The sequence below is a fragment of the Chlamydiota bacterium genome, from assembly GCA_016178055.1.
Classification (GTDB): Bacteria; Auribacterota; JACPWU01; order JACPWU01; family JACPWU01; genus JACOUC01.
Genome location: JACOUC010000025.1, coordinates 1 through 23,241 on the forward strand (window position 1 = coordinate 1; position 23,241 = coordinate 23,241).

Here is a 23,241-nt window from a genome sequence, read left to right on the forward strand (position 1 = left end):
CCCCTTACCGAAGCCACGGATCGTCCATCGCTTTTATATACCGTCAAAATTGAGTGAGGCTTACTGAAGAGCCGTATGCGGAAAATCCGCACGTACGGTTCCGTGAGGGGCATTGAAATATATGTCTACTCGACAAGTTCAGTGCGCTAAGGATAAAACGCTTATTTTCTGCATAAGCTGATTCGTTCAGACAAATGGTGGGAAGGGCTTGCCATGCGTTTGGGTTTCTATGGACGTGAGGGAGTGAAGCTTTTGATGAAATATCAGGAATTAAACGCAATTGTTTTACCGAACGGGTCCATTCAAATGGAATGGAGTGATACCGGAGAACACGTAAGCAAAAGCAGTCAATTACTGCAGCAGGAAATAGATAGGCGGTTTTCCTCTGACTCTACATCAGCTTTTCTGTTTTTGGGTTTCTGTGACAGGGCCGTTCCTCTTTCCGTCTCGCTCAATTTCTGGAGGGAATTCATTGGGTTCTTCACAGAAAAGCTGAGATTAACACAGGATGTTGAGACGCTGCGCAATTGTATAAAGATCTCTGTCGAAAGGCATGAACTGGACAGGATGCTTGAAAATGTTCCGCTGATGACGGGCGCAGAATATCTGACGAGCGAATTGCTTGCGAACGTCTGGCTGGGTCTTAACGAGAGGCTTCAGAAGGAGCTCAATGCTTTTGATGGAACCGTTGAAGATTTTGTCAAGAGCTACAGTCCTGATGTACATCTTGTGGGCCGTGTATTTTTTCACCTTGTTGAAAGCAAGAAGGATGATTATTCCTTTGCATTCCTTGCCACTTACTCGATGGGCTTGGGTGCAAAGGGAACCTCAAAGCACCTTCCCCTGAAATATGCCCTGAAAGAATTCGGCAGTGACAGTGAACATCTACTAGAGCTTCTTGCAACCGTTAATATCGCCGCGAAAGAAAGTCCATTGATCGCGGGTCTTCTCGAAACTGGGGAATTGTTCCACCCCCTTGCTTGGTCGGCGAATGAGGCCTTTACCTTTCTCAAGGAGATTCCGGTTTATGAAAGATCCGGGATCCTTTGCAGAATCCCGAATTGGTGGAAGGGCACTACCTCAAGTCTGAAGCTTCAACTCAATGTGGGTGACGCTCCGCCGTCTTATCTGGGGATGGATGCTTTCCTCGAGTTTGATGCCCAGCTCGTTCTGGGCGATACTAAGATTTCTGAAGAAGAGGCCCGTCATCTGATTCAGGCGTCTGAGGGGCTCGCGTTTATTAAGAACAAGTGGGTTGCCGTTGACCCAGAAAAATTAAAACAGACCCTGATCGCCTACGAAGAGGCACGGAAGATGATGAAAGAAGGAAAGTTTAGCCTCAGAGATGCGCTGAGGATCGAGCTCAATCCAAAAGCACTGCTGGATATCCCGTCAGGCGTTAACGGTATAGATGTATCAAACGGCAGCTGGCTCGAATCGGTTATCCAGAAGCTGAGGAACCCTGAATTGATTGCTTTATCAAAGCCTCCAGAGACCTTTCTTGCAGAGCTTAGGCCTTATCAGCAAAAAGGTTTAGACTGGCTCTCTTATCTGGATTCACTGCGGTTTGGGATCTGTCTGGCAGACGATATGGGGCTTGGCAAGACTGTCCAGATCCTGGCACTTTTGAACATCCTAAAATACAGGAAACAAAAACAGGCAAATCTTCTGGTCATACCCGCGTCCCTGATTTCAAACTGGACCGCTGAAATTAAACGGTTTTCGCCGGATATCGATTACTTTGTGGCCCATCCCGAGGCCCACTCTGACAAAAAGGTTGAACCGAAAGATCGTTCAGCACTCGACAAATTGGATCTCGTCATTACAACCTATTCTTTTGCGCAGAAATACGAATGGCTCCGCGACTATCCCTGGAACTATATGATCCTCGACGAAGCCCAGGCGATAAAAAACCCCGGGGCAAAGCAGACCCAAACACTCAAGAGCTTCACCTCAAGAAACAGGATCGTCATGACGGGTACCCCCATAGAAAATAGGCTGTCGGATCTATGGTCGTTATTTGACTTTATTAATCCCGGCCTGCTCGGCAGTTCTCAGGAATTTACACAGTTTTCCAAAAGATTAAGACAGGATCCTGAAGGGTATGCGCGGCTTAGAAAGGTCATCAGCCCCTATATCCTGAGACGCATGAAGACCGACAAGTCAGTCATATCGGATCTGCCTGAAAAGGTTGAGATGAAGACGTATGCTGCGCTCAGTAAAAGGCAGGTGATTTTATATAAAAATATGGTTCAGGAATTAAAAAAACTAATCGAAAACACCGAAGGTATAGAGCGTAAAGGAATCGTACTGTCATCCCTGATGAAATTCAAACAGCTCTGCAACCATCCGGACCAATATCTTGGCACAGGCGGATACGACGAGGATGACAGCGGAAAGTTCGCGCGGCTCAGAGAAATTTGTGAGACTATCCATGAAAAGCGGGAGAAGGCGCTGGTCTTCACACAATTTAGAGAGATCACCGAACCGCTGAAGGCCTTTTTAGAGACCCTGTTCGGCAGAGAAGGGCTTATGCTGAATGGCAGTACGCCGGTGAGTAAAAGAAAAGAGATTGTCGAACAATTTCAAGGCGCTCAGTATATCCCCTTTATGGTCTTGTCATTAAAGGCCGGAGGAGTTGGACTGAATTTGACCGAGGCCAATCATGTCATCCATTTCGACAGATGGTGGAATCCGGCCGTTGAAAATCAGGCAACAGACAGAGCCTTCAGAATCGGGCAAAAAAAGAATGTCGTGGTCCATAAATTTATAACTCGAGGGACGATAGAAGAGAAAATCGATCAGATGCTCGAAACTAAATCAAAGCTGTCCCAGGAGATCATTCAAAGCACGAACGAGACGTGGATCACTGAAATGGGCAACAGAGAATTGCTGGATCTCTTCAGTCTTGCGTTATAGTCTCTTATAAGAAATATCTCGAACAAAATGATAAAGAAAATCTAAATTCCAAGTACCCAATTTAAAACAAATTCAAGAGTACGAATGTCCAAAATTCAGATGTAGTCGCCCCATTTATGGGGCAATGCAATAGATTGCCCGATAAATCGGGCGACTACGAGGCCCTTTGAATTTGGAATTTTGAATTTGTCTGGAATTTGAGATTTGGAATTTCCGGTTTATCCGGGTTATGTGAGACATATCAAAAATAAAGGAGTTGTTATGAGTTATTGGGGATTTCCGAGGTATGTATCTGCCGCTGAAAAAAGGGCAAAGGCCGCCAAAAAGCTAAAAGAGCTTTTCAAAAAAAAGCCGAATATAATGCCCGTGGTGCTCAAAGGAAGCGCACTTGCCCGTACCTGGTGGGGAAAGGCGTGGAACCATAATCTTGAAGCCTATGCCGATTACAGTAATCGCATCGGCAGGGGACGAAGTTATGTTCGTCATGGCGCAGTGCTAGATCTTCGGATAGAGCCGGGCGAGGTCATTGCCCTTGTTCAGGGTTCCGAGAGGGTCCCCTATTCAGTTTCAGTGAAAATACAGACGCTTAAGAAAGAGACTTGGCACCGGATGAAAACGGCTTGTGAAGGAACTCTGGAGTCGTTTCAGGAGCTCTTAACCGGAAATTTTCCGAGGGCCCTGGGCGATATATTAATCAACAAAGATTCAGGCATGTTCCCCGCTCCGCGAGAGATCAAATTTGATTGTTCTTGCCCCGACTGGGCTGATATGTGCAAACATGTGGCCGCGGTACTTTACGGCGTTGGTGTGAGACTTGATGAAGATCCCAAACTTTTTTTCAGGCTGAGAGACGCAGGAATAGACAAGTTGATAAAACAGGCAGTTGCGGGTAAGACTGAAAAATTGCTAGAAAAGGCGGGGAGAAAAAGCGGTCGCGTTATCGAGGACACAGATCTATCTTCGGTCTTTGGTGTCAATATAGAAGAGCCGGTTGCAAGGGGTAAAAACAAAATGATCAAGGCACAAGCTACAAGGAAGAAGAACAAGGCTGAAGAGGCTTCTGCAAAGCTCAAGCTATCTGTAAGGCCACAGCAAAAAAGGTTAAAAAGGCGGAAAAAATCGGCAAAGGTACTTGAATCCGCCTAAGAATACCGCGATTTTTTATTTTAGGCATATGCACTTTATTCCCCCCATCAAGCTTTTGTAGTCGCCCGATTCATCGGGCAAATCCATACACGGCCCCATAAATGGGGCGACTACAAATTCTTGCCATAGCGCCTTGTAGAGGGGAATCAAGTGCATATGCCAATTTTATTTTAAACAATCTTTTTTCCTTGCATACGTAGCTACAATGGAGCTACACTCCAGATCATGCATAAGACAAGTCTCGTTCGAGCCCGGATGGAGCCAACATTGAAAGAAGAGGTGGAAGGGATTCTCTTACGACTAGGGTTGACGGTTTCAGAAACCATCCATCTACTCTATCGTCAGATCAAGCTGAGACGGGGTCTTCCGTTTGAGGTTAGGATTCCAAATCGGCTGACCGCAAAAACCTTGACTGAAAGCAAGGGCGGTAAGAATGTGAAGCGCTTTACTGCCAAGGAAGATCTCTATAGAGACCTTGGGTTGTGAGGAGCTTTAGCCGTACCAATCAATTCAAGAAGGATGTTAAGCATGCCTCTAAACGTGGATGGGATCTATCGCGGCTGAAGAAGGTTCTTAATTTGCTGATTGAAGGGCACCCTTTGCCTCCTGAATCTATGGACCATCCGTTGCGTGGAAACTGGGCGGGAAGCCGTGACTGTCATATTGGGACCGATTGGATTCTGATTTACACTCTAGAAAAAAATCATGTCCGTTTTGAACGGACGGGAACTCACAGTGATCTGTTCCGTTGAGGCCCAACCCATTTTTAAACTGGGGCCAAATAGGTGGGACGTGACAGAAGATAAAAGTGGGCCAATGTTGTTCCGCCCGTAAGATAGAAATTATACTTGAAAAAGGGAACTTTTGACAGGAGCCGAAGCAGATGTTTTTGATTGTCTGTCAAAATATCCATATTTATTTTCATGCTACCATTCAACTCCTTGCTGTAAGGCCTATTAAGATATATCTTCCCCCATTTTAAGCTCACGGAGTTTATTATAAAGGGTTTTTTCATCAATTCCCAAAAGCTTCGCGGCTTTTCCTTTTCTTCCCTGGGTTCGTGAAAGGGCCTGTTGAATCAATTTCTTTTCCACAAACAAAGCGGCTTCACTGGAGGATTGAAGAAGATCCAGATCGGATTTTAAGGGGATAGTCAGGTTGGATTGAGCTTGTTCAGAGATAGGACTTTTAATTTCATTCGGCAAATCGGCCTTCGATATCTCCCCGTTGGCAACTACCATTGCCCGCTTAATCGTATTTCGAAGCTCCCTGACATTGCCAGGCCATGGATGCTTTTGAAAAACCTCCAAAACTTCCTCGCTGATTCCGGTCACTTTTTTACCCAATTGTTTTTCAAATTCATGCAGGAATTGCAAACTCAAATAGGGGATATCATTACACCTCTCTCTCAAAGGGGGTAGATGAATGGGAAATTCATTGAGCCGATAATACAAATCTCCTCTGAATTGTTTCTGACGGATTAATTCCTGAACATCCTGATTGGCTGCGGCAATGACGCGAAGGGATACGGTAACGGTCTGGTTTCCCCCCAAACGCTCAAAGGAACGCCTCTCCATAAAGCGAAGGAGCTTTGCTTGAATCGAGAGAGGTATATTCGCGATTTCATCCAGGAAAAGGGTTCCCCCATGGGCCTGTTCAAGCTTTCCAATACGTTGAGCATGAGCCCCCGTGAACGCTCCCTTCTCATGCCCAAAAAGTTCACTTTCAATGAGAGTTTCAGGAAGGGAGGCGCAATCGATAGGGATCCAAGGGCCCTGAGCCCTGGGACTGAGATCATGAATCCTTTTGGACACAAGCTCTTTACCTGTTCCGCTCTCGCCGATTAACAGGACATTCACATCCGTTTGTGACACCGCGTGAATTTGACGGATGACAGTGCGAATAGCCTGTGAGTCTCCCATTTCAGATTCTAAATCAAGGCGGTTCGCGCATTGGGCTTTATAATGTTCCAGGTCCCAATAGAGGCGGCGCATTTTAACAGCATTGGAAACCAGCGCCTTTAGTTCTTCATTGTCAAAGGGTTTTGCAAGGTAATGGAAGGCGCCTTTTTTCATCGCCTCCACAGCCGTTTTGACCGTTTCATAAGCGGTCATGATGATGATAGGAAGGTTCGGGTCAGATTCGCGAATCTTTGATAAATAATCGATCCCGCTTTCTCCCCCCAATTTTAGGTCAAGGAGAACGCAAGAGAAGCGATTGTTGGGCAGTTGCTCGAGAAGAGTCTCTGGATGGGTCGCCCACTCGACTTTATGTCCTTCGGCCCCCAAAATTCTTTTAACGGAAAGGCAGAGGTCCTGCTCGTCATCAACGATGAATACGGCATCTCTGGCCCCTTGACTAACCGCTTCCATGGGTCCCCCCTATTTCATTTCTAATGAGTTTACCCCTCACTTTACCTTCTTAGATATATCTCTTATAATCTTATACTGATAAAAAACACTCAAGGCAAGTATTAGAACGAACAAGAATTCTGCTATTCCCCTTATTGCTCCAAGATTAAATATCCCTATAACCGTTAGCAGGTAACAGATCTCTTTGATAACAAAGAACCCTACTGCAATACCTATCAAGAACCAGCTGCGAGCAAGCTGGGTTTTGGTAATAAGGATAATGCCTACGGCCGCCATGATGGCTGCTGAACCCAAGGCAATGTTTAAAAGGACAAAAAGTATTTCCCATCCCGATATGTGATCCATATTTACTCCCCATCCCTAGCCGGGGTTATCTTAATCAGTCCAATCTTTTTCAATTCTTCCATATCAACCTTTTCAAATAGAGTGGAATATTCATCGCAAAGCAGCTGATCCAGGTCTACTCCATTAGCAATCCTTCCCTCTTTGGTAATGAGGCCTTCATCTATTAACTGCTTTATCTCCAGCCGCATCTCGGGCCTGAAAACCTCCAAGGTAAAGAATCCTTCCACCAGCTCCTTTATCCTCTGTTTAATAGCGGTTTTTATAACAGGAAGCAGTACCTCTTTTATCTCTTTAAGTTCTGAATCTAGCCTGGTTACATCTGGTTTTGCCTTAATAAGGTTTTCTATAATATAATCAGTTTTTATGTAAAAGGGTATGGCCATCATTTCCCCCTCACCTTCTTGGTCGATGGAAACTTTTATACTGATAGATAGACCTTTAAGGGATTGTACCAGCTCATTTCTTTTTTCCTCTGTAATGGAACTAGACCACTGCCTTATTCCTCGACTGAGGTTTCTTATGGCTGAGGCGCTTATGGACTGTCCTATTTCAGGAAAGATGGTTTTAACAAAATGATATAAAGAGATTACCTTTTTAGGTGTGAAAAGATTAGCATCTACATAGATAGGAGAAAAACCTATCTTTTTATTTATATTTTTCCCATGAGTTTCTCCAGTTCCTTTTTTCATTTCTTTTTACCCCGTTAGAGGTCGCCCCAAGGCAGTCGTAGCCGTGCCTTTGTCGGTGAGACCTCTAACGGGATTCACCTAAAGCCTTTTTGATAACTTTCCTCACCTTTTCCAAAGAAAAGGGTTTTGTCATATAGTCATAGATATTAAGGTAATGTCCCTTTAAGGCTGTATCCATAGAGGGATAGGCTGTGAATATGACCACTGGAACATTATTTTTCATCCTTTTTAGATGCCCAAGGGTTTCAATGCCATTGATCTTTGGCATTTTGAGGTCTAAAAATATAATGTCTGGATGGAATTCTTTTATCTTCTCTATGCCCTCTTTTCCACTCAATGCAGTTATAACCTCATAATCTTCCCCAGTCAAGGTCTTTTGAAAAAGGCTGCAGAAATCCTCTTCGTCATCGATAATTAATATTCTCTTTTTCATGGCAATTTTAGGACCTTTTCTAGCTTCTCCTCTAAATGCTCAAGATTAAAAGGCTTGAATATATAACCATGAACCCTTTTAGAAGTTTCTATTAAATCACTTACCTCACCGGTAATAGAACAGCCTGTAATGATCAAGAATTTTGCCTTATCATCTATCCCTTCTATAGCCTTAATTGTATCCACACCATTGATCTCTGGCATTTTTATATCTACTATTATTATACTATATTTATTTCTCCTAGCCTCCTCTATTCCCATTCTGCCATTACTACAAGTCGTAATGGAATACCCCTTTAGGGTTAGATATTTTTTTAAGGTAACCAGCAAGCCCTTTTCATCATCTATGATTAAAATCTTCTTTTCCATTTTTTCAACCTAATGGCAATTTTATGGTAAAGGTGGTACTTTGACCCACCTTACTTTTTACATTAATCTCGCCCTCATGATCCTTAATAATGGCATAAACCACAGAAAGCCCTAAGCCAGTACCTGCCCCTGCCTCTTTTGTAGTAAAGAATGGCTCAAATATTCTATCCAAATATTCTTTTGGGATTCCCTGACCCGTATCTTTTACCTCAATAAAAACCATTTTTTTCTTAATTTTTTCCATTTTTAAATGGGCATCTTCCCTTTCGTATGTCCTTAGCTTAAGTGTGCCCCCTTTAGACATAGCCGCATAGGCATTTAACATAAGGTTCATTAATACCTGTTCTATCTGAGATGGATCAATGGACACCAGGGGCAGCTTCCGGTCTAATTCTTTTATCACCTTTATATTAGAAAGGTTTAACTGATTTTTCAGCAGGGGAAAAATATCTTCAATCACCTTATTTATATCTGTTAGCCTTTTCTGTAATTTTTCTTTACGCCCAAACCTTAACAGATTTCTTGCAATAGCCCCGCACCTTTCGCTACTTCTTACAATGACATCTAAACTTTCTTTTATCTCCTGATAATCTTCCATGGTTAATTGCTTTATATCCTTCTTTTTAAATATCTCTAAAATATATTGTGCATTACCAGAAACAATACCCAATGGATTATTTATTTCATGAGCCGCACCTGCGGTACATCGACCTAAGGCTGCCATCTTGGCTACGTGGATAAGTTCCTCATGACCCTGTTTAATCCTATCATAGGCCTCGGTTAGTCTCTTTAAAAGCTCATCATGTAACTCCTTAATCCTTAACGCGGCCTTAATCCTTGCCAATAATTCTTCTGTTTCGCAAGGGATACTAATATAATCATCTGCCCCTAAACTTAGGCCCATGGCTATACTACCCGTATCATCCCTTGTCGCGGTAACAATGATGATGGGAATAAACTCTTTTATTTTGTCCCTGATCAGCCTGGTTGTCTGAAATCCATCCATTTCAGGCATGGCCACATCCATGAGTATAAGATCCGGCTTATGCTTTTCTGCCAACTCTAAACCCTCCCTGCCGCTATAAGCCTTGATGACCTTATATTTCTCTTTAGCCAGCCGCCTGGATAAAATCTCTACCGTATCCGGCTCATCATCCACAATTAAAACCTTCGCTGATTTATTCACCCCGTTAGACCTCCTAGAAAGTTTATATTATAATGTTCATTTATTAGCCCTATTTAACTTAACATAACCCTATCAGCCCAAAAAGGTCTAACGGGGTTCATACCAGCAGATATTCTGCCACCTTCTTTCTTAACAAGCTTGGCCTTACCGGCTTCGGCAAGAAATGATTACATCCACTCTTTAAGGCCTCTTCTATATCATGCGCCATAGCGCTTGCTGAAACGATGATGATGGGGGTATTTTCTATCCCATGAATACCCCTAATCCTTTTAGTAACCGTTAATCCATCCATGATCGGCAATGAGACATCCATCAAAATAATATCTGGTTTCTCTTCTATTGCCTTCTCCAGACCCTCCTTGCCATTCGTTGCCTTTATAACAAGGTAATCCTCCTCAAATGTCCTGGCCATGATCTCCATGCTATCCTCTGAATCCTCGACGATAAGTATTTTCTTCATCATTTCATCGTCATTTCCCTAATCTTAGTCAATAGCTCCTCCTTTTCACAAGGGACACATATACAACCATCTGCGCCAGAATCCAGACATTGTCTGGTGCTCTCAGTATCACTATCCGTTGCAGTAACAACTATGATAGGGATATGCCACTTTATCCTTTGTCTTATAACCCTTATAGTCTCAAATCCATTCATCTTTGGCATATTCAGATCTACTAATATTAGATCAGGCCTATATCCCTTTAAAATCTTTAGGCACTCCACTCCATTGTATGCCTTCACGACCTCATAATTCTCTGCAATAAGACGTCTCGATAAAATCTCCAGGATATCCTTTTCATCATTCACAAGTAATATCTTGGCTGTTTTATTCATCGGACACCTCATGCGGCATTTTCGGGGGGATGACCAGGGTAAACCTCGACCCCTTACCGTATGTACTCTCTACAAGAATATCCCCTCCTAATAAATGTGCAAGCCTTTTTGAAATAGATAACCCCAGACTACTCCCTCCATAGTTGGATTTGAAGTCGGATTTGGCGATCTCGTCAGAATGTCTGAATTCTTCAAATATATAAGGCAGTACCTCTGATTTTATACCCATACCCGTATCCAAGACCGAGATATTCACCATCCCCTTATGATCCAATGTACAATCAACCCTGATCTCCCCCTCTTCTGTAAATTTTCCGGCATTAGATAAAAGATGACTCACAATCTTTTTTAGTTTACTCATATCCGTATCTAATACCGATACATCCTTACTGATATTGCTTATCAACCTCACAGATTTTTTCCTCATCCGAGGACTGATGGAACTCATGCAGCTCCTAATAACAGGCCCCAACTCAAATCTTTCAGAATCTACTTTTACCTTACCAGATATGATTTTGGAAAGATTCAATATCTCATTCATTAAGTAAATCAGGCCATTCTCATTGTTCTGGATATGCCTGATATCCCTTCTCTGTTTTCTGGTCAGTGTCTTATCATCCAAAAGAAGGTCTGTAAACCCCTGAATGGCATTCACCGGTGTTCTCAGTTCATGGGCCATCCCTTCTAAAAAAAGCGTCTTCATCATATTGGCGCGATTCAATTCATCATGCATTCTTTTAATCCTGAGCATAGACCTGACCCTGGCTAACAGAATATCTTTTTCACAGGGTAGTGTAATATAATCGTCAGCCCCGCACTGAAGTCCCCTCACGATACTTGCGGTATCATCCTTGGTTGCGCTAACAATGATGATTGGGATAAACCTCCCTCTTATCTCCATCTTCTTACATCGACTCGTCGCCTGAAAACCATCCATGTCCGGCATCATGATATCCATGAGAATAAGGTCAGGATTATTCTTTTGTGCCATCTCCACAGCATCCTTCCCGTTATACGCCTTTAATATCTCATAACCCTCCTGTTCCAATTGGCGGGATAGAATCTCCACCGTATCTGGTATATCATCCACAATAAGAATTCTAGTTGGATTCATATTATTTTATTTTCGTTGGTATCATCAAAGTGAAGACGGATCCTTTATTCAATACACTCTTTACCAGAATATTTCCTCCCAACAGATGGGCCAGCCTCTTGGAAATAGCAAGCCCCAGCCCGGTACCGCCGAATTTTTGTTTCTTCCCTCTATCGATCTGTCTGAATTCATCAAAGATATAGATCATATCCTCTTCTTTGATCCCTATCCCTGTATCTGTGACTGATATATTCACCCGATCATCCTGATCCATCCTGGCACTGGCTGTAATCTCTCCCTTTTCAGTAAACTTTGCCGCATTTGAAAGGAGGTTAATAATAATCTGCCTTAATCGATCCATATCTGTGGACAATTCAAGAATATCCTTGCTCACATCTGTCTTCAAAGTCACTTGTTTACCCTTCAACATAGATTCTATTGACAGAACACATCCCTCTACCAACGGCCCCAGGTCAAAACTGGATATATGCACAGTCATCTTACCTGCCTCAATCTTGGACAGGTCCAATATATCATTGACCAGAGATAATAGATTATTGGCATTAACCACAATACGAGACATATCCCGCCTGCACGATTGATCTAGCCTGTCATCCTCTAATATTAAATCAGCAAAACCTATAATGGCATTAATAGGGGTTCTGAGTTCATGACTCATACTCGCCAAAAACTGGGACTTTAACTGACTTGCCTTATTAAGATCAGCCAATACCTTCTCTAACTTTCTATTAGAGAGCTGTAACTCGTCTATTAATCTCTGATTTTCTTTAAAAAGTCTTATCTGGTGAAAGGCCTTCTTTATAACAATCTTAACCTCATCCATATTAAAAGGTTTTATAATATAAGAAAATGCGCCCTGATTTAATGCCTCCACCGCAGATTCCACGCTGGCATAACCCGTCATCATAATCACAGCTGATTCAGGGTTAACCTCTTTAGCCTCCCCTAAAATCTTCATACCGCCTACATCCGGAAGTTTTAAATCTACAATCACAATATCAAACGACCCTTTTCTAATCTCTTTTACTGCCTCCTTGCCACTGGCAATGGGATTTACTTGATATCCCTCGTCTACCAGGACATCCTCCAGAGTCTCCCGCATCCCCGGGTCATCATCCACCAATAAAATTGTGGGTTTTTCCTTGAGAACTTCTGCCATAGATGACTATTTCCCTTTTAACGCCCCATCCATTGCCTTTAATATTTTTTCCACATCCAACGGCTTAGTAATACATGCATAGACTCCCTTCTTTAATGCCCCCTCTACCAACTCCTCAACTGAATATCCAGTAATCATAACGACAGGAATCTCAGGATTAATCTTATGTATCTCCTCAAATGTCTTTACGCCATCAATATCAGGCAATTTGACATCCAGAAAGATAATATCGTATTTACCGTTTTTTACTAATTCTATCGCCTTATAGCCGCTATCCGCCTCTACAACCTTATAGCCCTTATCCTCTAATATATCCTTCAAAGTCTCTCTGTCGCCATAGCTATCGTCTACAACTAAAATCAATATCGTTTTTAAAACCCTCTCGATAGTCTCGACCACCCTATCGATATCAAATGGTTTATAAATAACCGTATAGGCGCCTTCCTCTATGGCCTCCTTCACCAGGTCCTCTACCGAATAGGCCGTCATCATAATCACCGCGGTCTTTGGATTAACCTTCTTGATCTCCCTAAAGGTCTGCACACCGTTTATTCCCGGCATCTTGATATCCATAAAAATAACATCGAATGTCTCCTTCTTAACCTTATCAATCGCGGTATATCCATCACTGGCTGTAGCCACCTTATAACCCTTATCCCCTAAAATATCTGTAAATGTCTCCAGCATCCCTACCTGATCATCCACGACTAATATACTTGGAATCTTTGTCATATTAGATCTCCTAATTCTTGTAGGCTAATACCTACCTTCTTTATAATGCTATGAAGCGTCCCTTTTTTTATCTCTCTATGAAATGGCACAATCACAGAAATATTTTTTTCTAAATGATGCATAAATATGTGACTGCCTCTTTGATGGTCAACTACAAAACCAATCCTTCGCAAAGCCTTTACCACATCTTTCCCAGCAAAAACCTTCTTCACAAAGATACCCCAACTTCTCTTATTTTTAATCCATGCCCTGCTTTTATCTGATTAACCTTCTCCAAACCTTCAAGGTAACAAAGGATTGCTTCTTTAGCATTTGCTAAAGCTTCTTCTTCTGTATCACCCTGGGTAAAGCAACCCTCTAAAGCGGGCACCATCACATTATATCCACCCTCTTCAGCTTTTTCTAAAACAACATAAAAATTCATCCTATACCCCTTTCAGTGTTAGGTTACAAAAGTTACAACACAAAAGTTACACGAGGTTACATTAAAAAGGTTACTTTTTCACGTCCCCGCAACCTCATGTTGTAACCTCCGTATGTAACCTCCGTATGTAACCTCCGTATGTAACCTCATGTTGCAACCGCTTTTCTCGGAACTTTCCATGTACCATTGGATTTTATTTTGTAAAGTGATTTAATGTACTGAGAAGATAGATAATCAGCACTTCGAAATAATCCTCCAAATTTCTCAAATTCTTCAGTACTCATTAAACCATCTTCCAGACAATCTTCAACATCTCCACTCAATTCTTCTAATGAACCTCTGCTGATATTAATGCTATGTAGAAATTCTCCGAGAGTCCCCTTTTTGTATCCTTCACGTATATTTTGTTTAGCCGAACGAGCCGCGTCTCTCATCTCAAGAAACCAATCGCATATGTGTTTTTATAAACCGTTCCGTAATCTTATAAATAAACCTGCGTATCTCGCAAATATCCTGATAAAACTTCAACCTCTCACCTGAAAATATACATTTTGTAGTCGCCCCATTTATGGGGCGCCTTACCCCTCGCATGAATTGCCCGATGAATCGGGCGACTACACAAGCTTGAAAGAGGGGAAGGGCTCGTAACATCGTGCAACCTCCTGTAACCTCGTGTAACCTCTCCTTCACACCCCCAATTTAACTATGAAGGTTGTCCCCTTATGAAGTTCGCTCTTTACCTCAATATCCCCCTCGTGTTTTTCTATAATGCCCTTACTTACGGCTAGACCCAGTCCAATACCCTTGGCCTTGGTGGTGAAAAACGGATCAAAGAGTTTTTTGATATCTTCAGGAGCAATACCCGTTCCGGCATCGGCAAATTCAATCTCCAGGCAATCTTTTCCTTTCAGTCCGGCCTTATTGAGCCTAGAAGATATTTTTAACTCTCCTCCCTGGGGCATAGCCTGACAAGCATTCAGAATGATATTTAAAAACACCTGCCTCAGTTGATCTCTATCCGCTGATGATTTAGGCAAACTTGGAAGAAGATTTTTAATCACCTTCACATTTTCCTGCACATTGGCTACAGCAATGGATTCTTCTACAACCTCATTCACATCTATCGGTATTAACTCAGGTTTACGTGTCCTGGAGAAACCCAATAGATCGGAAATAATCTTATTGGAATTAGCAATCTCTCTTTCAACAATCCCCAGATGCTTGGCCAGCTTGGGGTCTTCCTCTCCAACCTTACTCTTAATATAATAAACGGCATTCTTAATGACCCCCAATGGATTTCTCAGTTCATGGCCCACACCTGCCGCAAGCTGACCCACGGCGGCTAATTTCTCTTTCTGAACCAATTCCTCCTGTGTTGTCCGAAGCTCCTCATTTGAAGTCTCTAATTCCTCTGTAGTCTGCTGTAGTTCTTCGTTGGAAGTTTCTAGCTCTTCATTAGTTTGCCGCAGCTCTTCATTCATTGTTTGGAGCTCTTCGTTTCTCTTCTGAATCTCATCAGTCATCTGATTAAATGAAAAAGCTAAATCCCCAATTTCATCCTTTGCCTTAACCTCTGCACGTTTAGTCAAGTCTCCACCTGCAATCATCCTGGTCACCCCAGCCAAATTTAAAATGGGCGAAATGACGCTTTTTCTTAATAAGAAAATAATGAGCACACTTATAGCAAGAACGATGAATACAGCGAGTAAGATTATTCCATTTCTGGCAGAAGCAATCAGGCCCTGGATGTAAGGAACGGACATGGCTACCTCTACTACGGATATTTCTTCCTTCTGGCCCGATTTCGTATAAATAGGAAGTGTCTTACTATAAACCTCTTTACCCTCCATTATTTCAAAGCCCGCATAGCTCTTACCTGTTTCAAGTACTTCCTTTACATCTTCATACCCTGCAATCGTACCCAACTCATCCCTATCTGTATCAGCAATTATTTTTCTAGTAGTGTCATATATCTCTACCTGATCTACCCCTGCCTGCTTCCCCAGATTTTCTGTTAGCATCTGAAGATAACTAGCATTATTATTTTTATCAGCCATAATCTTTTGCAGATTTAACTGCACAATGGTAGATAAAATCTCTGCCTGCTCCTTAATAGTAAGTTCTTTTTCTATCGCCTCTAGGTCCATCGTTACCTCAGCTACCCCTACAAGTTCCTTCTCTACATATATTGGGAAGCATTTGGTATAAACCTCTTTTCCTTCCTTCATCTCTGTACCAGTTACTGGCTCTCCAGTTTCTATCACCTTCATCACATCTGCGGCATCCTCTCCAGTAGTCTCTTCACCAATCTCTTCTCTATCTGTATCTGCAATAACAACCTTATTTAAATCATAGACCTCAATCTGGCCCACCCCAACAGTCTTGCCTAATTCTTCAGTAATCTGTTGCATATACTCCTTATTCCTAAAGTCATCTGTAGAGACCTTGACCAATGTATGCTCCAGGGCATCAGCAATAATATCTGCTTCCTGTTTCATCTGATGGGTGAAGAATCTTGCCTGGCTCTGGCTCATGAGATAGGCGCCTATCGCCATAACTATAACCAATGCCAAAACGACACTGATAATAATCTTTAATGAAATCTTCATTTTCACCCTCCCCATTCATAGGTTAGTGAACCGATTATCCTATAATCATCCGCCTCATCAACCAAGCCTATGGGCGCACCCAGACCTAGCTCCAGGCCTGCCTTGGTTACATATTTTATACCTGGGGTTAGATAGAACGCATTGACGTCCTCACTTAGATTACTTTCACCATTAAATTCTGTAATCCAATGCCACCCGATCAGATGATCCTTTCCTAAAATCCTATCGATCAAAAAGTCAACGCCAATGTTATATTCTAATTCTTCCTCAACTTCACCATTTCGAGATTGGCTATAGGCGAAGTTTAAATCGATAACCAAATATTCAAAGGACTTCGTTATATTGATAAAACCTTCATAGGTATATTGTTCTTCTTCATCAGCAATATCCTGATCCTCCTGGACCGTTGGAAATGCCACCTCAAAGCCTACCGAGACGTAAGGAATTTCCTCATTTCCCCTCACCACTAGAAAAGTTACCCCGGCGTTTAGATTCCCGATACTATCAGTATCCTCACCCTCTTCTTCCTGCCATACATAGGGAATTGCCAGATCTAGCTCTAGCCAATCCACAATTCCATATTCTAACTCGATAGGAACTCGATATTGTTTAAGCTCAATTTCGTTATCCCTGCGATATTCAAAATCTCCTCTAAACTGCCATTCGCCTTTCTCCTGTTGTGAGGATGCCCTCTCTGTAATAAACAGACCCTGCAATTCCTTTCTTTCTATCTCCAACTCATCTGCAAAAGAGACCCCCCAAAATACAATCCAAAAAACCAATAAAATCCTCTTTATCATCATGACGCCTCCTTCCTGTACATCTTCCACCGTTTATATACCAATTTCAATAATCCTTCGAGATTATCACGTGCGATGAAAGTTCTTTCCATCATGTTTTTTTGTAGTCGCCCGATTCATCGGGCTCCAAATAGGCTAACACATTGCGGCGGAGGATCAAGCCCATTTTTTCGAAACAGTCTTTTTAAGAATCTTGGCCCCTTTTTAAACAATCTCAGTTTAATTTTGAAATCAGAAATACGCCTCTTGAAAATCCTTACCTCTTTATCTACACACTCCAAAAGCCCATGGTGATCATTGCTGTCAAAAGCGGCCAATAGGAAGATGTCTTATCCGGTGCCGAAGCTCTTCCACAATAATGATGGATCCGGTTTGTAGCTCTTGGGAACAATCGGACAGCACCGAAGCCAGTCGGTCAATCACATGAGGGGTAATCGTATTGTGCAAGCGAAATACAATGGTACAGACATTAGCTGCTGTTGAGAAGGCCGCTATTTCTCCAAAGTCTAAATCGAAAGTCAGAATAATTCTTCCTTCTGAAGCTCCTTTGGAAAAAATGTCCTTGTCTGATAATTTTTGCAGTCCCTCTTCGTGCAAATGTTTCGCATCATGGCCCTGAGAGCGAAGCCAATCGATAACACGCCAAGAGACTCCCATGTCGGCTAGAAATTTCATTCGGACGGGGATGATTTATATTGCATGAATTTGTTCTTGAGTCAGCCAGGCCGCATATTCCAAAGCTTGCTGAATATCCTCACGTGCCAGATCAGGGTAGTCGGAAAGAATCTCTTCAGTAGTTGCACCGTGTGCTATCTGTCCCACAACCACTGAGACGGGAATGCGCATCCCACGGATACAAGCCCTTCCTCCCATTATCTCGGAATCAAATGTTATTCGGTTGAATATCGTCATTTTTACTCCCTCTTTTCCTTTTCTAGCATTAACACATAGGGTATCGAGTCTTTAACAATTTATCAAAACAATTTATCAAAAATCTTGGCAAACCATGCCTTGGTTGCTGTGGCATCAGCCTTTGTCATACAAAACCTTTCCTCGCTTCACCCAAATCCCGCGATAGAAAGTTGTCATTGCTAAAGCCGAAGCAGATATTTTTGATTGTTGGTCAAGATATCCATATCATGGTCATCTCTTGCTCTTGATCCAAGGCGCTCGCATCGTAATCCCAAATACGATCCACATTCTAAATAGGCTAACACATTGCGGTAGAGAACCAAATCCATTTTTTTGAAACAGTCTTTTTAAAAATCTTGGCCCCTTTTTCCCGCATGCTCAAAAACTCACAGCGATTTTCTCCACAAACGGAATCACCTGTTGGTAGACTTCGGTTTGTTTGATACGTGCAGCAGCAGGATCAGTTGTATTAATCAGCGTAGCAGCCCTCCCGACATCCAGTTCGGGAGCCTTACTTTGTTCACGAATAGTTGATAATTTCATAACCGTGAACATTCATAAAAAGTCATATTTTTAGGCCGTTATGAGCCATAAAGAACATAAAAACAAGCGCATGAGTGACTCCTTAGGCAATCATAGGCTAAATTTAATTAAAATCAAGCTTATTATTGCCATCGTTGCCTTCCCTTTATTCTTCATCAAACAAAAATAAGATCACTTTAGGTCTCCCCCTGGGTCAACTTCAAAGATCTCCTTCTGATATATCTTCCACCGTTTATCAATGACCCTAAATCTTTCCTGTGCGGGGCCTATCCTCAGCCTTACCTGGGAAAAGATAGCCACTGATGTTCAAAAAATAATCATCCGATAAAAGCTTGATCTTCCTGCCCCCGCATGCTTAGTACTTTGTTTCACAAATACACAATCGTATTTATGAACGGGTGTACTTAGCGTCGCATTCGATAAATTTCAACACTCCTATATTGCGCGCATCATCTAAGCAAGTGAGTAGACTACTTTTTTCCCCTTGCCGTTTCTAATCACTACTTCTTTCTCCAAAAGATTTACAAGATCATTAACCCGGATTTCTCGTCAGATTTCTTGAGCGAGACCGCCCGAGTCCGCTTTGGAGGGGAGGTTGCACGACCGAGGCCGTGTGAGGCGTACTTTACAGTACGTTGAGCAGGGCTAGACCTGAGTTTGCACGCAGAGACGAGGTGGAATTGGCGCTCTGAGTAGAAATGTGATGAGATATTCGGGCTAGACAAATTAGAAAAAAATCCAGGTGGTGAGAAGAAAGATAGGGATGAGGATTAATAAAGAATAGCGGAAAATATATCCAAAGAAGGAAGGCATTTTTACCCCTGAGCTTTCAGCAATTGACTTCACCATAAAATTGGGTGCATTGCCGATATAGGTATTGGCCCCCATAAAAACGGAGCCCAGGGCAATGGCTTGGAGATAAGTGGGGTTTTCAGTGATTAACTTGATAATGGCGCTATGCTCGGAAAGACTGGGATAAAGACGCCCCAGAGCGGTTGAAAGAAAAGTAAGATACGTTGGGGCATTATCCAAAAAGGAGGAAAGAATGCCTGAGGCCCAAAAAAAGTGAGCGGGTCCCTTGACGATGTGAATGACCGAGGCCATAGAACCTTCTTCCCCAACTCGTAATATGGCCAAAACGGGAATGATCGTTATAAAGATGCCGATAAAGAGAATGGCGACTTCTTTAATCGGTCCCCATGAGAATTCATTTCCCTCTCGGATGCTGTGAGGCGTGGTAAGCCAAGAGAGGGTCAACATGAGAATAAGAAATCCATCCCGTAAGCAATTCTCGATCGTCTGTTCCACCCCAAGAATTTTTACAGAGCCCAGATGCCAAACTCCGGAGAGAATGACAGCTGCAAGTGTCCCAGCGAGTAAAAATAAATTGTGCCAGCCTTGAACGGCGAGCGTTTCGTGATGTTTGTCATAAACTTCTCGAACAATTGCTTCTTCTTTTTTCCAGAAGTAAGTGTCCATCAGAAAATAAAGAATAAGAAGAGAAATCGAGACAAACAACATTTCTTTCCATAGGGAAAGGGTCCAGAAAAAAGGGACGCCGTGTAAGAATCCCAAAAATAGCGGAGGATCGCCCAGAGGGGTTAAACAGCCGCCGACATTCGCAACTAAAAAAATAAAGAAGATGAGGGTATGCGTCTTGTGATGGCGATGACGATTCGCCCGAAGCAGGGGGCGAATGAAAAGCATGGTGGAACCAGTGGTCCCGATCCAAGAAGCAAACAGGGTCCCAACAATCAGTAAAATCAAATTAATTCTGGGTGAACCATCCAGCTTCCCCCGCAAAAAAATCCCTCCTCCAATGGTAAAAAGGGTCGCAAGCAAAATGATAAAGGGAATGTAATCGATGAGAGCGGTATGAAGAATTTCATGAAGGGCATTTTCATGATACTTGATCAAGAACGGTATTGCGAAAGCCAATGCCCAGCCGATGGCAACTTTTCGAAAATGGTGATGCCAAAATTTGGGTGTGACCAGAGGGCAAAGGGCGATGGAAAGAAGAATACCTACAAAGGGAAGACCACTCCAAGCGGGTAAAACGGTTCCTAAATCGACTGGATGGTTTTCAGTCGAGGCGAAGAGTGTAGAGGGAGCAAGTTCTCCTAGAACGGTAAAAAGAAACAGATAAAATATTTTTTTTGCTAAAAACATTTTTGCGCCTTTCTTTGTTTTGTAGTCGCCCGATTCATCCCCCCACCAATCCAGTTGTTATCTTTAGCACGTTCATAAGCTTATGACCCGTGCGTTGACTGCTAAACAATCCCGCCACCTTGGATGGATTGGGTGGGGGGATGAATCGGGCAGCCCGTGAGCCCCATAAATGGGGCGACTACAAAATGAGCTTCACTCTCATAGCAAGGAGGGGCTAGGAAAGGTAGAGACTCTTGGATGAGCTAAACTAGAACAGAATATCACTAGAGAAGTCAAGATGATTCAGATAATAATATTGATAAATATTGATATAAATGTAAAAAGTCGTTGCAAAAAATTCATATTTAACATACTTTATTAAATATGAAGCGAGAACTCTATGCGAATCTAATTGACTGGAAAAATTCTCAGAAGCGTAAGCCTCTCCTTTTAAAGGGGGCAAGGCAAGTCGGAAAAACTTACCTTTTGAAGGAGTTTGGCGAAAAAGAATTTTTGAACCTCCATTATTTTAACTTTGAGAAGGATAAACGGCTTTCTTCTATTTTTGAACCTGACTTAGCTCCCCAAAGAATTCTTTCAGAACTATCGCTTTGGCTCAAAAAAGCAATTAATCCTAAGACCGATCTTATCTTTTTTGATGAGATTCAAGAATGTCCGAAGGCCCTCAATAGCTTGAAATATTTTTGTGAGGAGATGGGCAATCTTGCCATTTGCTCGGCAGGGTCTCTTCTGGGGGTTAGTCTTTCACGTGAGTCCTTCCCCGTAGGCAAGGTTGAATTTATGAATCTCTATCCTCTGACCTTCAGAGAATTTCTCATGGCTCAAGGCGATGAAAGGGTTTTAAATGAACTTGATAAGGCGATCGAAAAGGGTCATATTCCTGGAGTTGTTCATGATCACTTGATGATTTTTTTAAGGCATTACTATTTTACGGGTGGGATGCCCTCAGCTATTCTTTCCTATCTTTCTTCCAAGGAGGAAAATTATTCGATGGTCGAGTTGGTCCGAAAAACCCAATCTGATTTGGTTGATAGTTTTCACAAGGACTTTGCGAAGCATTCGGGCAATGTCAATGCGATGCATATTGTTTCGGTGTTTGAAAATATTCCTCTGCAGCTTTCTCGCTCTCTCGATGGGTCTGTCCAGCGTTATCGATTTCGCGATGTGATTCCCAGGAGAAGAGGATATGCAGATTTTTGGGGGCCTATTCACTGGCTTGAAAAGGCTGGGCTCATCCTCAAGGTGAAGATTTGCATCAGAGCTGAGTTACCCCTGGAATCTTTTTGCAAGGAAAATATTTTCAAGCTTTACCTTTTTGATATCGGCTTATTGGGGTGCATGCTAGATTTGCCGGCCGATGCGATTCTTGCTCAGGACTACGGCCTTATGAAGTGTTTTATCGCGGAAAATTTCGTTGCTCAGGAATTGACTGCCAAAGGGTATTCGCCTCTTCATGCTTGGGAGGAGAGAAACTCTGAAATTGAGTTTTTAAGGGTTATAAAAGGAGAAATTGTTCCAGTTGAAGTAAAATCAGGAATTCGAACGCAGGCCAAGAGTTTGGCGCAGTTCATATTGAAATATTCTCCCAAAACGGCGATCAAGCTCAGTGCTCAACCTTTCAGAAAAGAGACCCGAGGCGTTGTTCGCCACTATCCTCTTTACATGACAGGATACGTTTAGTCTGGATTTCTCAAATAAAAGGTCCATTTGAATTCAGTGAATACCACTTCAATATCTCAGTCTGTGGAAGAAGCGATTCAATCTTTAGACTTTGAAAAAGTTTTTAAAGAGTATTGGGACGAGGACGAATGTGTTTTTATCCCTGATTTTTTGCCTTTGGAAACGATATCGCCTTGGGTGAGTGATGCAGAAAATTTGAGTCGAGAGCTGAACCGAAATTATATTCCGAAACATAAAAAGGGAGGGAGCGTCAGTCATTTTGCAATTGCCCAGCGAGGCCCCGCCCTTTTTGAATTCTATCATTCAGAGGTTTTCCGTTTGTTTTTAAGTCGCTTGGTCAAGAAAGATCTTAAACTTTGTCCTCGAGAGGATCCCCATGGCTGTGCCCTTTATTACTATACGCAAAGTGGGGATCATATTGGATATCACTACGATACTTCTTATTATAAGGGAGCGAGATATACTGTTTTAATTGGGCTGGTTCAGCAATCCTCCAGTCGGCTTTTATGCCGGCTTCATACGCGGCAAGAGGGGCATCTTCCTAGAGATGTAGTGTTGGACACCCTTCCAGGGTCCATGGTGATTTTTAATGGAGATAAGGTTTATCATGCGGTAAGCCCGAGCAAAGAAGGGGAACGCCGTATTGTTTTTACAATGGAATATGTAACGAGTCAGGAAATGGGAAAAGCCAAGAGACTTTTTTCAAATTTAAAAGACGCCTTTGCCTATTTTGGTGTAAAATCACTTTTTCAGATTTTTAAAAAGTCCTAGACAAATTCATGGTATCAATCTAGGTTGTTAGTCTCT

At 42.4% G+C, this 23,241-nt stretch carries 26 protein-coding genes; 6 read left to right on the forward strand and 20 right to left on the reverse strand.

Annotated features, from left to right (window positions below; translation table 11 throughout):
- Positions 1 to 255: 255 nt before the first annotated feature.
- From HYS07_03260 to HYS07_03275, 4 genes are all read left to right on the forward strand, one after another.
- A complete protein-coding gene (locus tag HYS07_03260) occupies positions 256 to 2,919 on the forward strand; it encodes a DEAD/DEAH box helicase (GenBank protein ID MBI1870192.1) in 2,664 nt (887 codons plus the stop codon).
- Between the two features lie 261 nt (positions 2,920 to 3,180).
- The gene (locus HYS07_03265; GenBank protein MBI1870193.1) at positions 3,181 to 4,065 is read left to right on the forward strand and encodes an SWIM zinc finger family protein; all 885 of its coding nucleotides are present in this window, start codon (positions 3,181 to 3,183) and stop codon (positions 4,063 to 4,065) included.
- Positions 4,066 to 4,290: 225 nt separating this feature from the next.
- Entirely contained in the window at positions 4,291 to 4,551 is a 261-nt protein-coding gene (locus HYS07_03270) for a type II toxin-antitoxin system RelB/DinJ family antitoxin (GenBank protein ID MBI1870194.1), read from the forward strand.
- A complete protein-coding gene (locus HYS07_03275) occupies positions 4,548 to 4,817 on the forward strand; it encodes a type II toxin-antitoxin system YafQ family toxin (GenBank protein ID MBI1870195.1) in 270 nt (89 codons plus the stop codon). Before HYS07_03270 ends, HYS07_03275 begins: the two co-directional genes overlap by 4 nt.
- Before the next feature lie 204 nt (positions 4,818 to 5,021).
- Here the strand turns inward: HYS07_03275 and HYS07_03280 are convergent, their stop codons facing one another.
- The 20 genes from HYS07_03280 to HYS07_03375 all read right to left on the reverse strand — a co-directional run bounded on the left by HYS07_03280 (position 5,022) and on the right by HYS07_03375 (position 20,754).
- Entirely contained in the window at positions 5,022 to 6,437 is a 1,416-nt protein-coding gene (locus tag HYS07_03280) for a sigma-54-dependent Fis family transcriptional regulator (protein ID MBI1870196.1), read from the reverse strand.
- A 36-nt stretch (positions 6,438 to 6,473) separates the two neighbouring features.
- A complete protein-coding gene (locus tag HYS07_03285) occupies positions 6,474 to 6,782 on the reverse strand; it encodes a hypothetical protein (protein ID MBI1870197.1) in 309 nt (102 codons plus the stop codon).
- Between the two features lie 2 nt (positions 6,783 to 6,784).
- Complete coding sequence (locus HYS07_03290) at positions 6,785 to 7,471, reverse strand: hypothetical protein (GenBank protein MBI1870198.1); 687 nt, start codon at positions 7,469 to 7,471, stop codon at positions 6,785 to 6,787.
- Between the two features lie 64 nt (positions 7,472 to 7,535).
- Positions 7,536 to 7,904: a response regulator gene (locus HYS07_03295; GenBank protein MBI1870199.1), complete on the reverse strand. Its 369-nt coding sequence runs from the start codon at positions 7,902 to 7,904 to the stop codon at positions 7,536 to 7,538.
- Complete coding sequence (locus HYS07_03300; GenBank protein ID MBI1870200.1) at positions 7,901 to 8,272, reverse strand: response regulator; 372 nt, start codon at positions 8,270 to 8,272, stop codon at positions 7,901 to 7,903. The genes HYS07_03295 and HYS07_03300 overlap by 4 nt, the downstream gene beginning before the upstream one ends.
- 4 nt (positions 8,273 to 8,276) lie before the next feature.
- Positions 8,277 to 9,458: a response regulator gene (locus HYS07_03305; protein MBI1870201.1), complete on the reverse strand. Its 1,182-nt coding sequence runs from the start codon at positions 9,456 to 9,458 to the stop codon at positions 8,277 to 8,279.
- Between the two features lie 97 nt (positions 9,459 to 9,555).
- Positions 9,556 to 9,921: a response regulator gene (locus HYS07_03310; GenBank protein MBI1870202.1), complete on the reverse strand. Its 366-nt coding sequence runs from the start codon at positions 9,919 to 9,921 to the stop codon at positions 9,556 to 9,558.
- On the reverse strand, positions 9,918 to 10,292 hold the full coding sequence (locus HYS07_03315; GenBank protein ID MBI1870203.1) for a response regulator: 375 nt from the start codon (positions 10,290 to 10,292) through the stop codon (positions 9,918 to 9,920). Before HYS07_03315 ends, HYS07_03310 begins: the two co-directional genes overlap by 4 nt.
- Complete coding sequence (locus HYS07_03320) at positions 10,285 to 11,406, reverse strand: response regulator (GenBank protein ID MBI1870204.1); 1,122 nt, start codon at positions 11,404 to 11,406, stop codon at positions 10,285 to 10,287. Before HYS07_03320 ends, HYS07_03315 begins: the two co-directional genes overlap by 8 nt.
- Before the next feature lies 1 nt (position 11,407).
- Positions 11,408 to 12,565 carry a response regulator gene (locus tag HYS07_03325; GenBank protein ID MBI1870205.1) on the reverse strand — a complete coding sequence of 386 codons (1,158 nt, stop codon included), beginning with the start codon at positions 12,563 to 12,565 and terminating at the stop codon, positions 11,408 to 11,410.
- Positions 12,566 to 12,571: 6 nt separating this feature from the next.
- Positions 12,572 to 13,297: a response regulator gene (locus tag HYS07_03330; protein MBI1870206.1), complete on the reverse strand. Its 726-nt coding sequence runs from the start codon at positions 13,295 to 13,297 to the stop codon at positions 12,572 to 12,574.
- Positions 13,294 to 13,515, reverse strand: coding sequence for a type II toxin-antitoxin system HicA family toxin (locus tag HYS07_03335; GenBank protein ID MBI1870207.1), 222 nt, complete (start codon positions 13,513 to 13,515; stop codon positions 13,294 to 13,296). Before HYS07_03335 ends, HYS07_03330 begins: the two co-directional genes overlap by 4 nt.
- Positions 13,506 to 13,721, reverse strand: coding sequence for a type II toxin-antitoxin system HicB family antitoxin (locus HYS07_03340; GenBank protein MBI1870208.1), 216 nt, complete (start codon positions 13,719 to 13,721; stop codon positions 13,506 to 13,508). Before HYS07_03340 ends, HYS07_03335 begins: the two co-directional genes overlap by 10 nt.
- Positions 13,722 to 13,867: 146 nt before the next feature.
- Complete coding sequence (locus HYS07_03345) at positions 13,868 to 14,155, reverse strand: four helix bundle protein (protein ID MBI1870209.1); 288 nt, start codon at positions 14,153 to 14,155, stop codon at positions 13,868 to 13,870.
- A gap of 252 nt (positions 14,156 to 14,407) precedes the next feature.
- Positions 14,408 to 16,330 (reverse strand): HAMP domain-containing protein, encoded by a 1,923-nt coding sequence (locus HYS07_03350; protein ID MBI1870210.1) that lies wholly within the window; start codon positions 16,328 to 16,330, stop codon positions 14,408 to 14,410.
- Between the two features lie 2 nt (positions 16,331 to 16,332).
- Positions 16,333 to 17,133: a hypothetical protein gene (locus HYS07_03355; protein MBI1870211.1), complete on the reverse strand. Its 801-nt coding sequence runs from the start codon at positions 17,131 to 17,133 to the stop codon at positions 16,333 to 16,335.
- Between the two features lie 300 nt (positions 17,134 to 17,433).
- On the reverse strand, positions 17,434 to 17,805 hold the full coding sequence (locus HYS07_03360; protein MBI1870212.1) for a DUF5615 family PIN-like protein: 372 nt from the start codon (positions 17,803 to 17,805) through the stop codon (positions 17,434 to 17,436).
- A gap of 15 nt (positions 17,806 to 17,820) precedes the next feature.
- Positions 17,821 to 18,042 carry a DUF433 domain-containing protein gene (locus HYS07_03365; GenBank protein MBI1870213.1) on the reverse strand — a complete coding sequence of 74 codons (222 nt, stop codon included), beginning with the start codon at positions 18,040 to 18,042 and terminating at the stop codon, positions 17,821 to 17,823.
- Positions 18,043 to 18,420: 378 nt separating this feature from the next.
- Positions 18,421 to 18,585, reverse strand: a complete 165-nt coding sequence (locus HYS07_03370; protein MBI1870214.1) for a hypothetical protein — start codon at positions 18,583 to 18,585, stop codon at positions 18,421 to 18,423.
- 726 nt (positions 18,586 to 19,311) lie between these two features.
- Positions 19,312 to 20,754, reverse strand: coding sequence for a sodium:proton antiporter (locus tag HYS07_03375; GenBank protein ID MBI1870215.1), 1,443 nt, complete (start codon positions 20,752 to 20,754; stop codon positions 19,312 to 19,314).
- A 363-nt stretch (positions 20,755 to 21,117) separates the two neighbouring features.
- Here HYS07_03375 and HYS07_03380 point away from each other — a divergent pair, with 363 nt between their 5' ends.
- A complete protein-coding gene (locus HYS07_03380; protein MBI1870216.1) occupies positions 21,118 to 22,434 on the forward strand; it encodes an ATP-binding protein in 1,317 nt (438 codons plus the stop codon).
- A 27-nt stretch (positions 22,435 to 22,461) separates the two neighbouring features.
- Positions 22,462 to 23,205: a 2OG-Fe(II) oxygenase gene (locus tag HYS07_03385; GenBank protein ID MBI1870217.1), complete on the forward strand. Its 744-nt coding sequence runs from the start codon at positions 22,462 to 22,464 to the stop codon at positions 23,203 to 23,205.
- Positions 23,206 to 23,241 lie beyond the last annotated feature (36 nt).

Coding starts and splice junctions, on each gene's coding strand:
- HYS07_03260 (MBI1870192.1), top strand. CDS start 256: ATGAAATATCAGGAATTAAACGCAATTGTTTTACCGAACGGGTCCATT.
- HYS07_03265 (MBI1870193.1), top strand. CDS start 3,181: ATGAGTTATTGGGGATTTCCGAGGTATGTATCTGCCGCTGAAAAAAGG.
- HYS07_03270 (MBI1870194.1), top strand. CDS start 4,291: ATGCATAAGACAAGTCTCGTTCGAGCCCGGATGGAGCCAACATTGAAA.
- HYS07_03280 (MBI1870196.1), bottom strand. CDS start 6,437: ATGGAAGCGGTTAGTCAAGGGGCCAGAGATGCCGTATTCATCGTTGAT.
- HYS07_03285 (MBI1870197.1), bottom strand. CDS start 6,782: ATGGATCACATATCGGGATGGGAAATACTTTTTGTCCTTTTAAACATT.
- HYS07_03290 (MBI1870198.1), bottom strand. CDS start 7,471: ATGAAAAAAGGAACTGGAGAAACTCATGGGAAAAATATAAATAAAAAG.
- HYS07_03295 (MBI1870199.1), bottom strand. CDS start 7,904: ATGAAAAAGAGAATATTAATTATCGATGACGAAGAGGATTTCTGCAGC.
- HYS07_03300 (MBI1870200.1), bottom strand. CDS start 8,272: ATGGAAAAGAAGATTTTAATCATAGATGATGAAAAGGGCTTGCTGGTT.
- HYS07_03310 (MBI1870202.1), bottom strand. CDS start 9,921: ATGATGAAGAAAATACTTATCGTCGAGGATTCAGAGGATAGCATGGAG.
- HYS07_03315 (MBI1870203.1), bottom strand. CDS start 10,292: ATGAATAAAACAGCCAAGATATTACTTGTGAATGATGAAAAGGATATC.
- HYS07_03320 (MBI1870204.1), bottom strand. CDS start 11,406: ATGAATCCAACTAGAATTCTTATTGTGGATGATATACCAGATACGGTG.
- HYS07_03325 (MBI1870205.1), bottom strand. CDS start 12,565: ATGGCAGAAGTTCTCAAGGAAAAACCCACAATTTTATTGGTGGATGAT.
- HYS07_03330 (MBI1870206.1), bottom strand. CDS start 13,297: ATGACAAAGATTCCAAGTATATTAGTCGTGGATGATCAGGTAGGGATG.
- HYS07_03340 (MBI1870208.1), bottom strand. CDS start 13,721: ATGAATTTTTATGTTGTTTTAGAAAAAGCTGAAGAGGGTGGATATAAT.
- HYS07_03345 (MBI1870209.1), bottom strand. CDS start 14,155: ATGAGAGACGCGGCTCGTTCGGCTAAACAAAATATACGTGAAGGATAC.
- HYS07_03350 (MBI1870210.1), bottom strand. CDS start 16,330: ATGAAGATTTCATTAAAGATTATTATCAGTGTCGTTTTGGCATTGGTT.
- HYS07_03355 (MBI1870211.1), bottom strand. CDS start 17,133: ATGATGATAAAGAGGATTTTATTGGTTTTTTGGATTGTATTTTGGGGG.
- HYS07_03360 (MBI1870212.1), bottom strand. CDS start 17,805: ATGAAATTTCTAGCCGACATGGGAGTCTCTTGGCGTGTTATCGATTGG.
- HYS07_03365 (MBI1870213.1), bottom strand. CDS start 18,042: ATGACGATATTCAACCGAATAACATTTGATTCCGAGATAATGGGAGGA.
- HYS07_03370 (MBI1870214.1), bottom strand. CDS start 18,585: ATGAAATTATCAACTATTCGTGAACAAAGTAAGGCTCCCGAACTGGAT.
- HYS07_03375 (MBI1870215.1), bottom strand. CDS start 20,754: ATGTTTTTAGCAAAAAAAATATTTTATCTGTTTCTTTTTACCGTTCTA.
- HYS07_03380 (MBI1870216.1), top strand. CDS start 21,118: ATGAAGCGAGAACTCTATGCGAATCTAATTGACTGGAAAAATTCTCAG.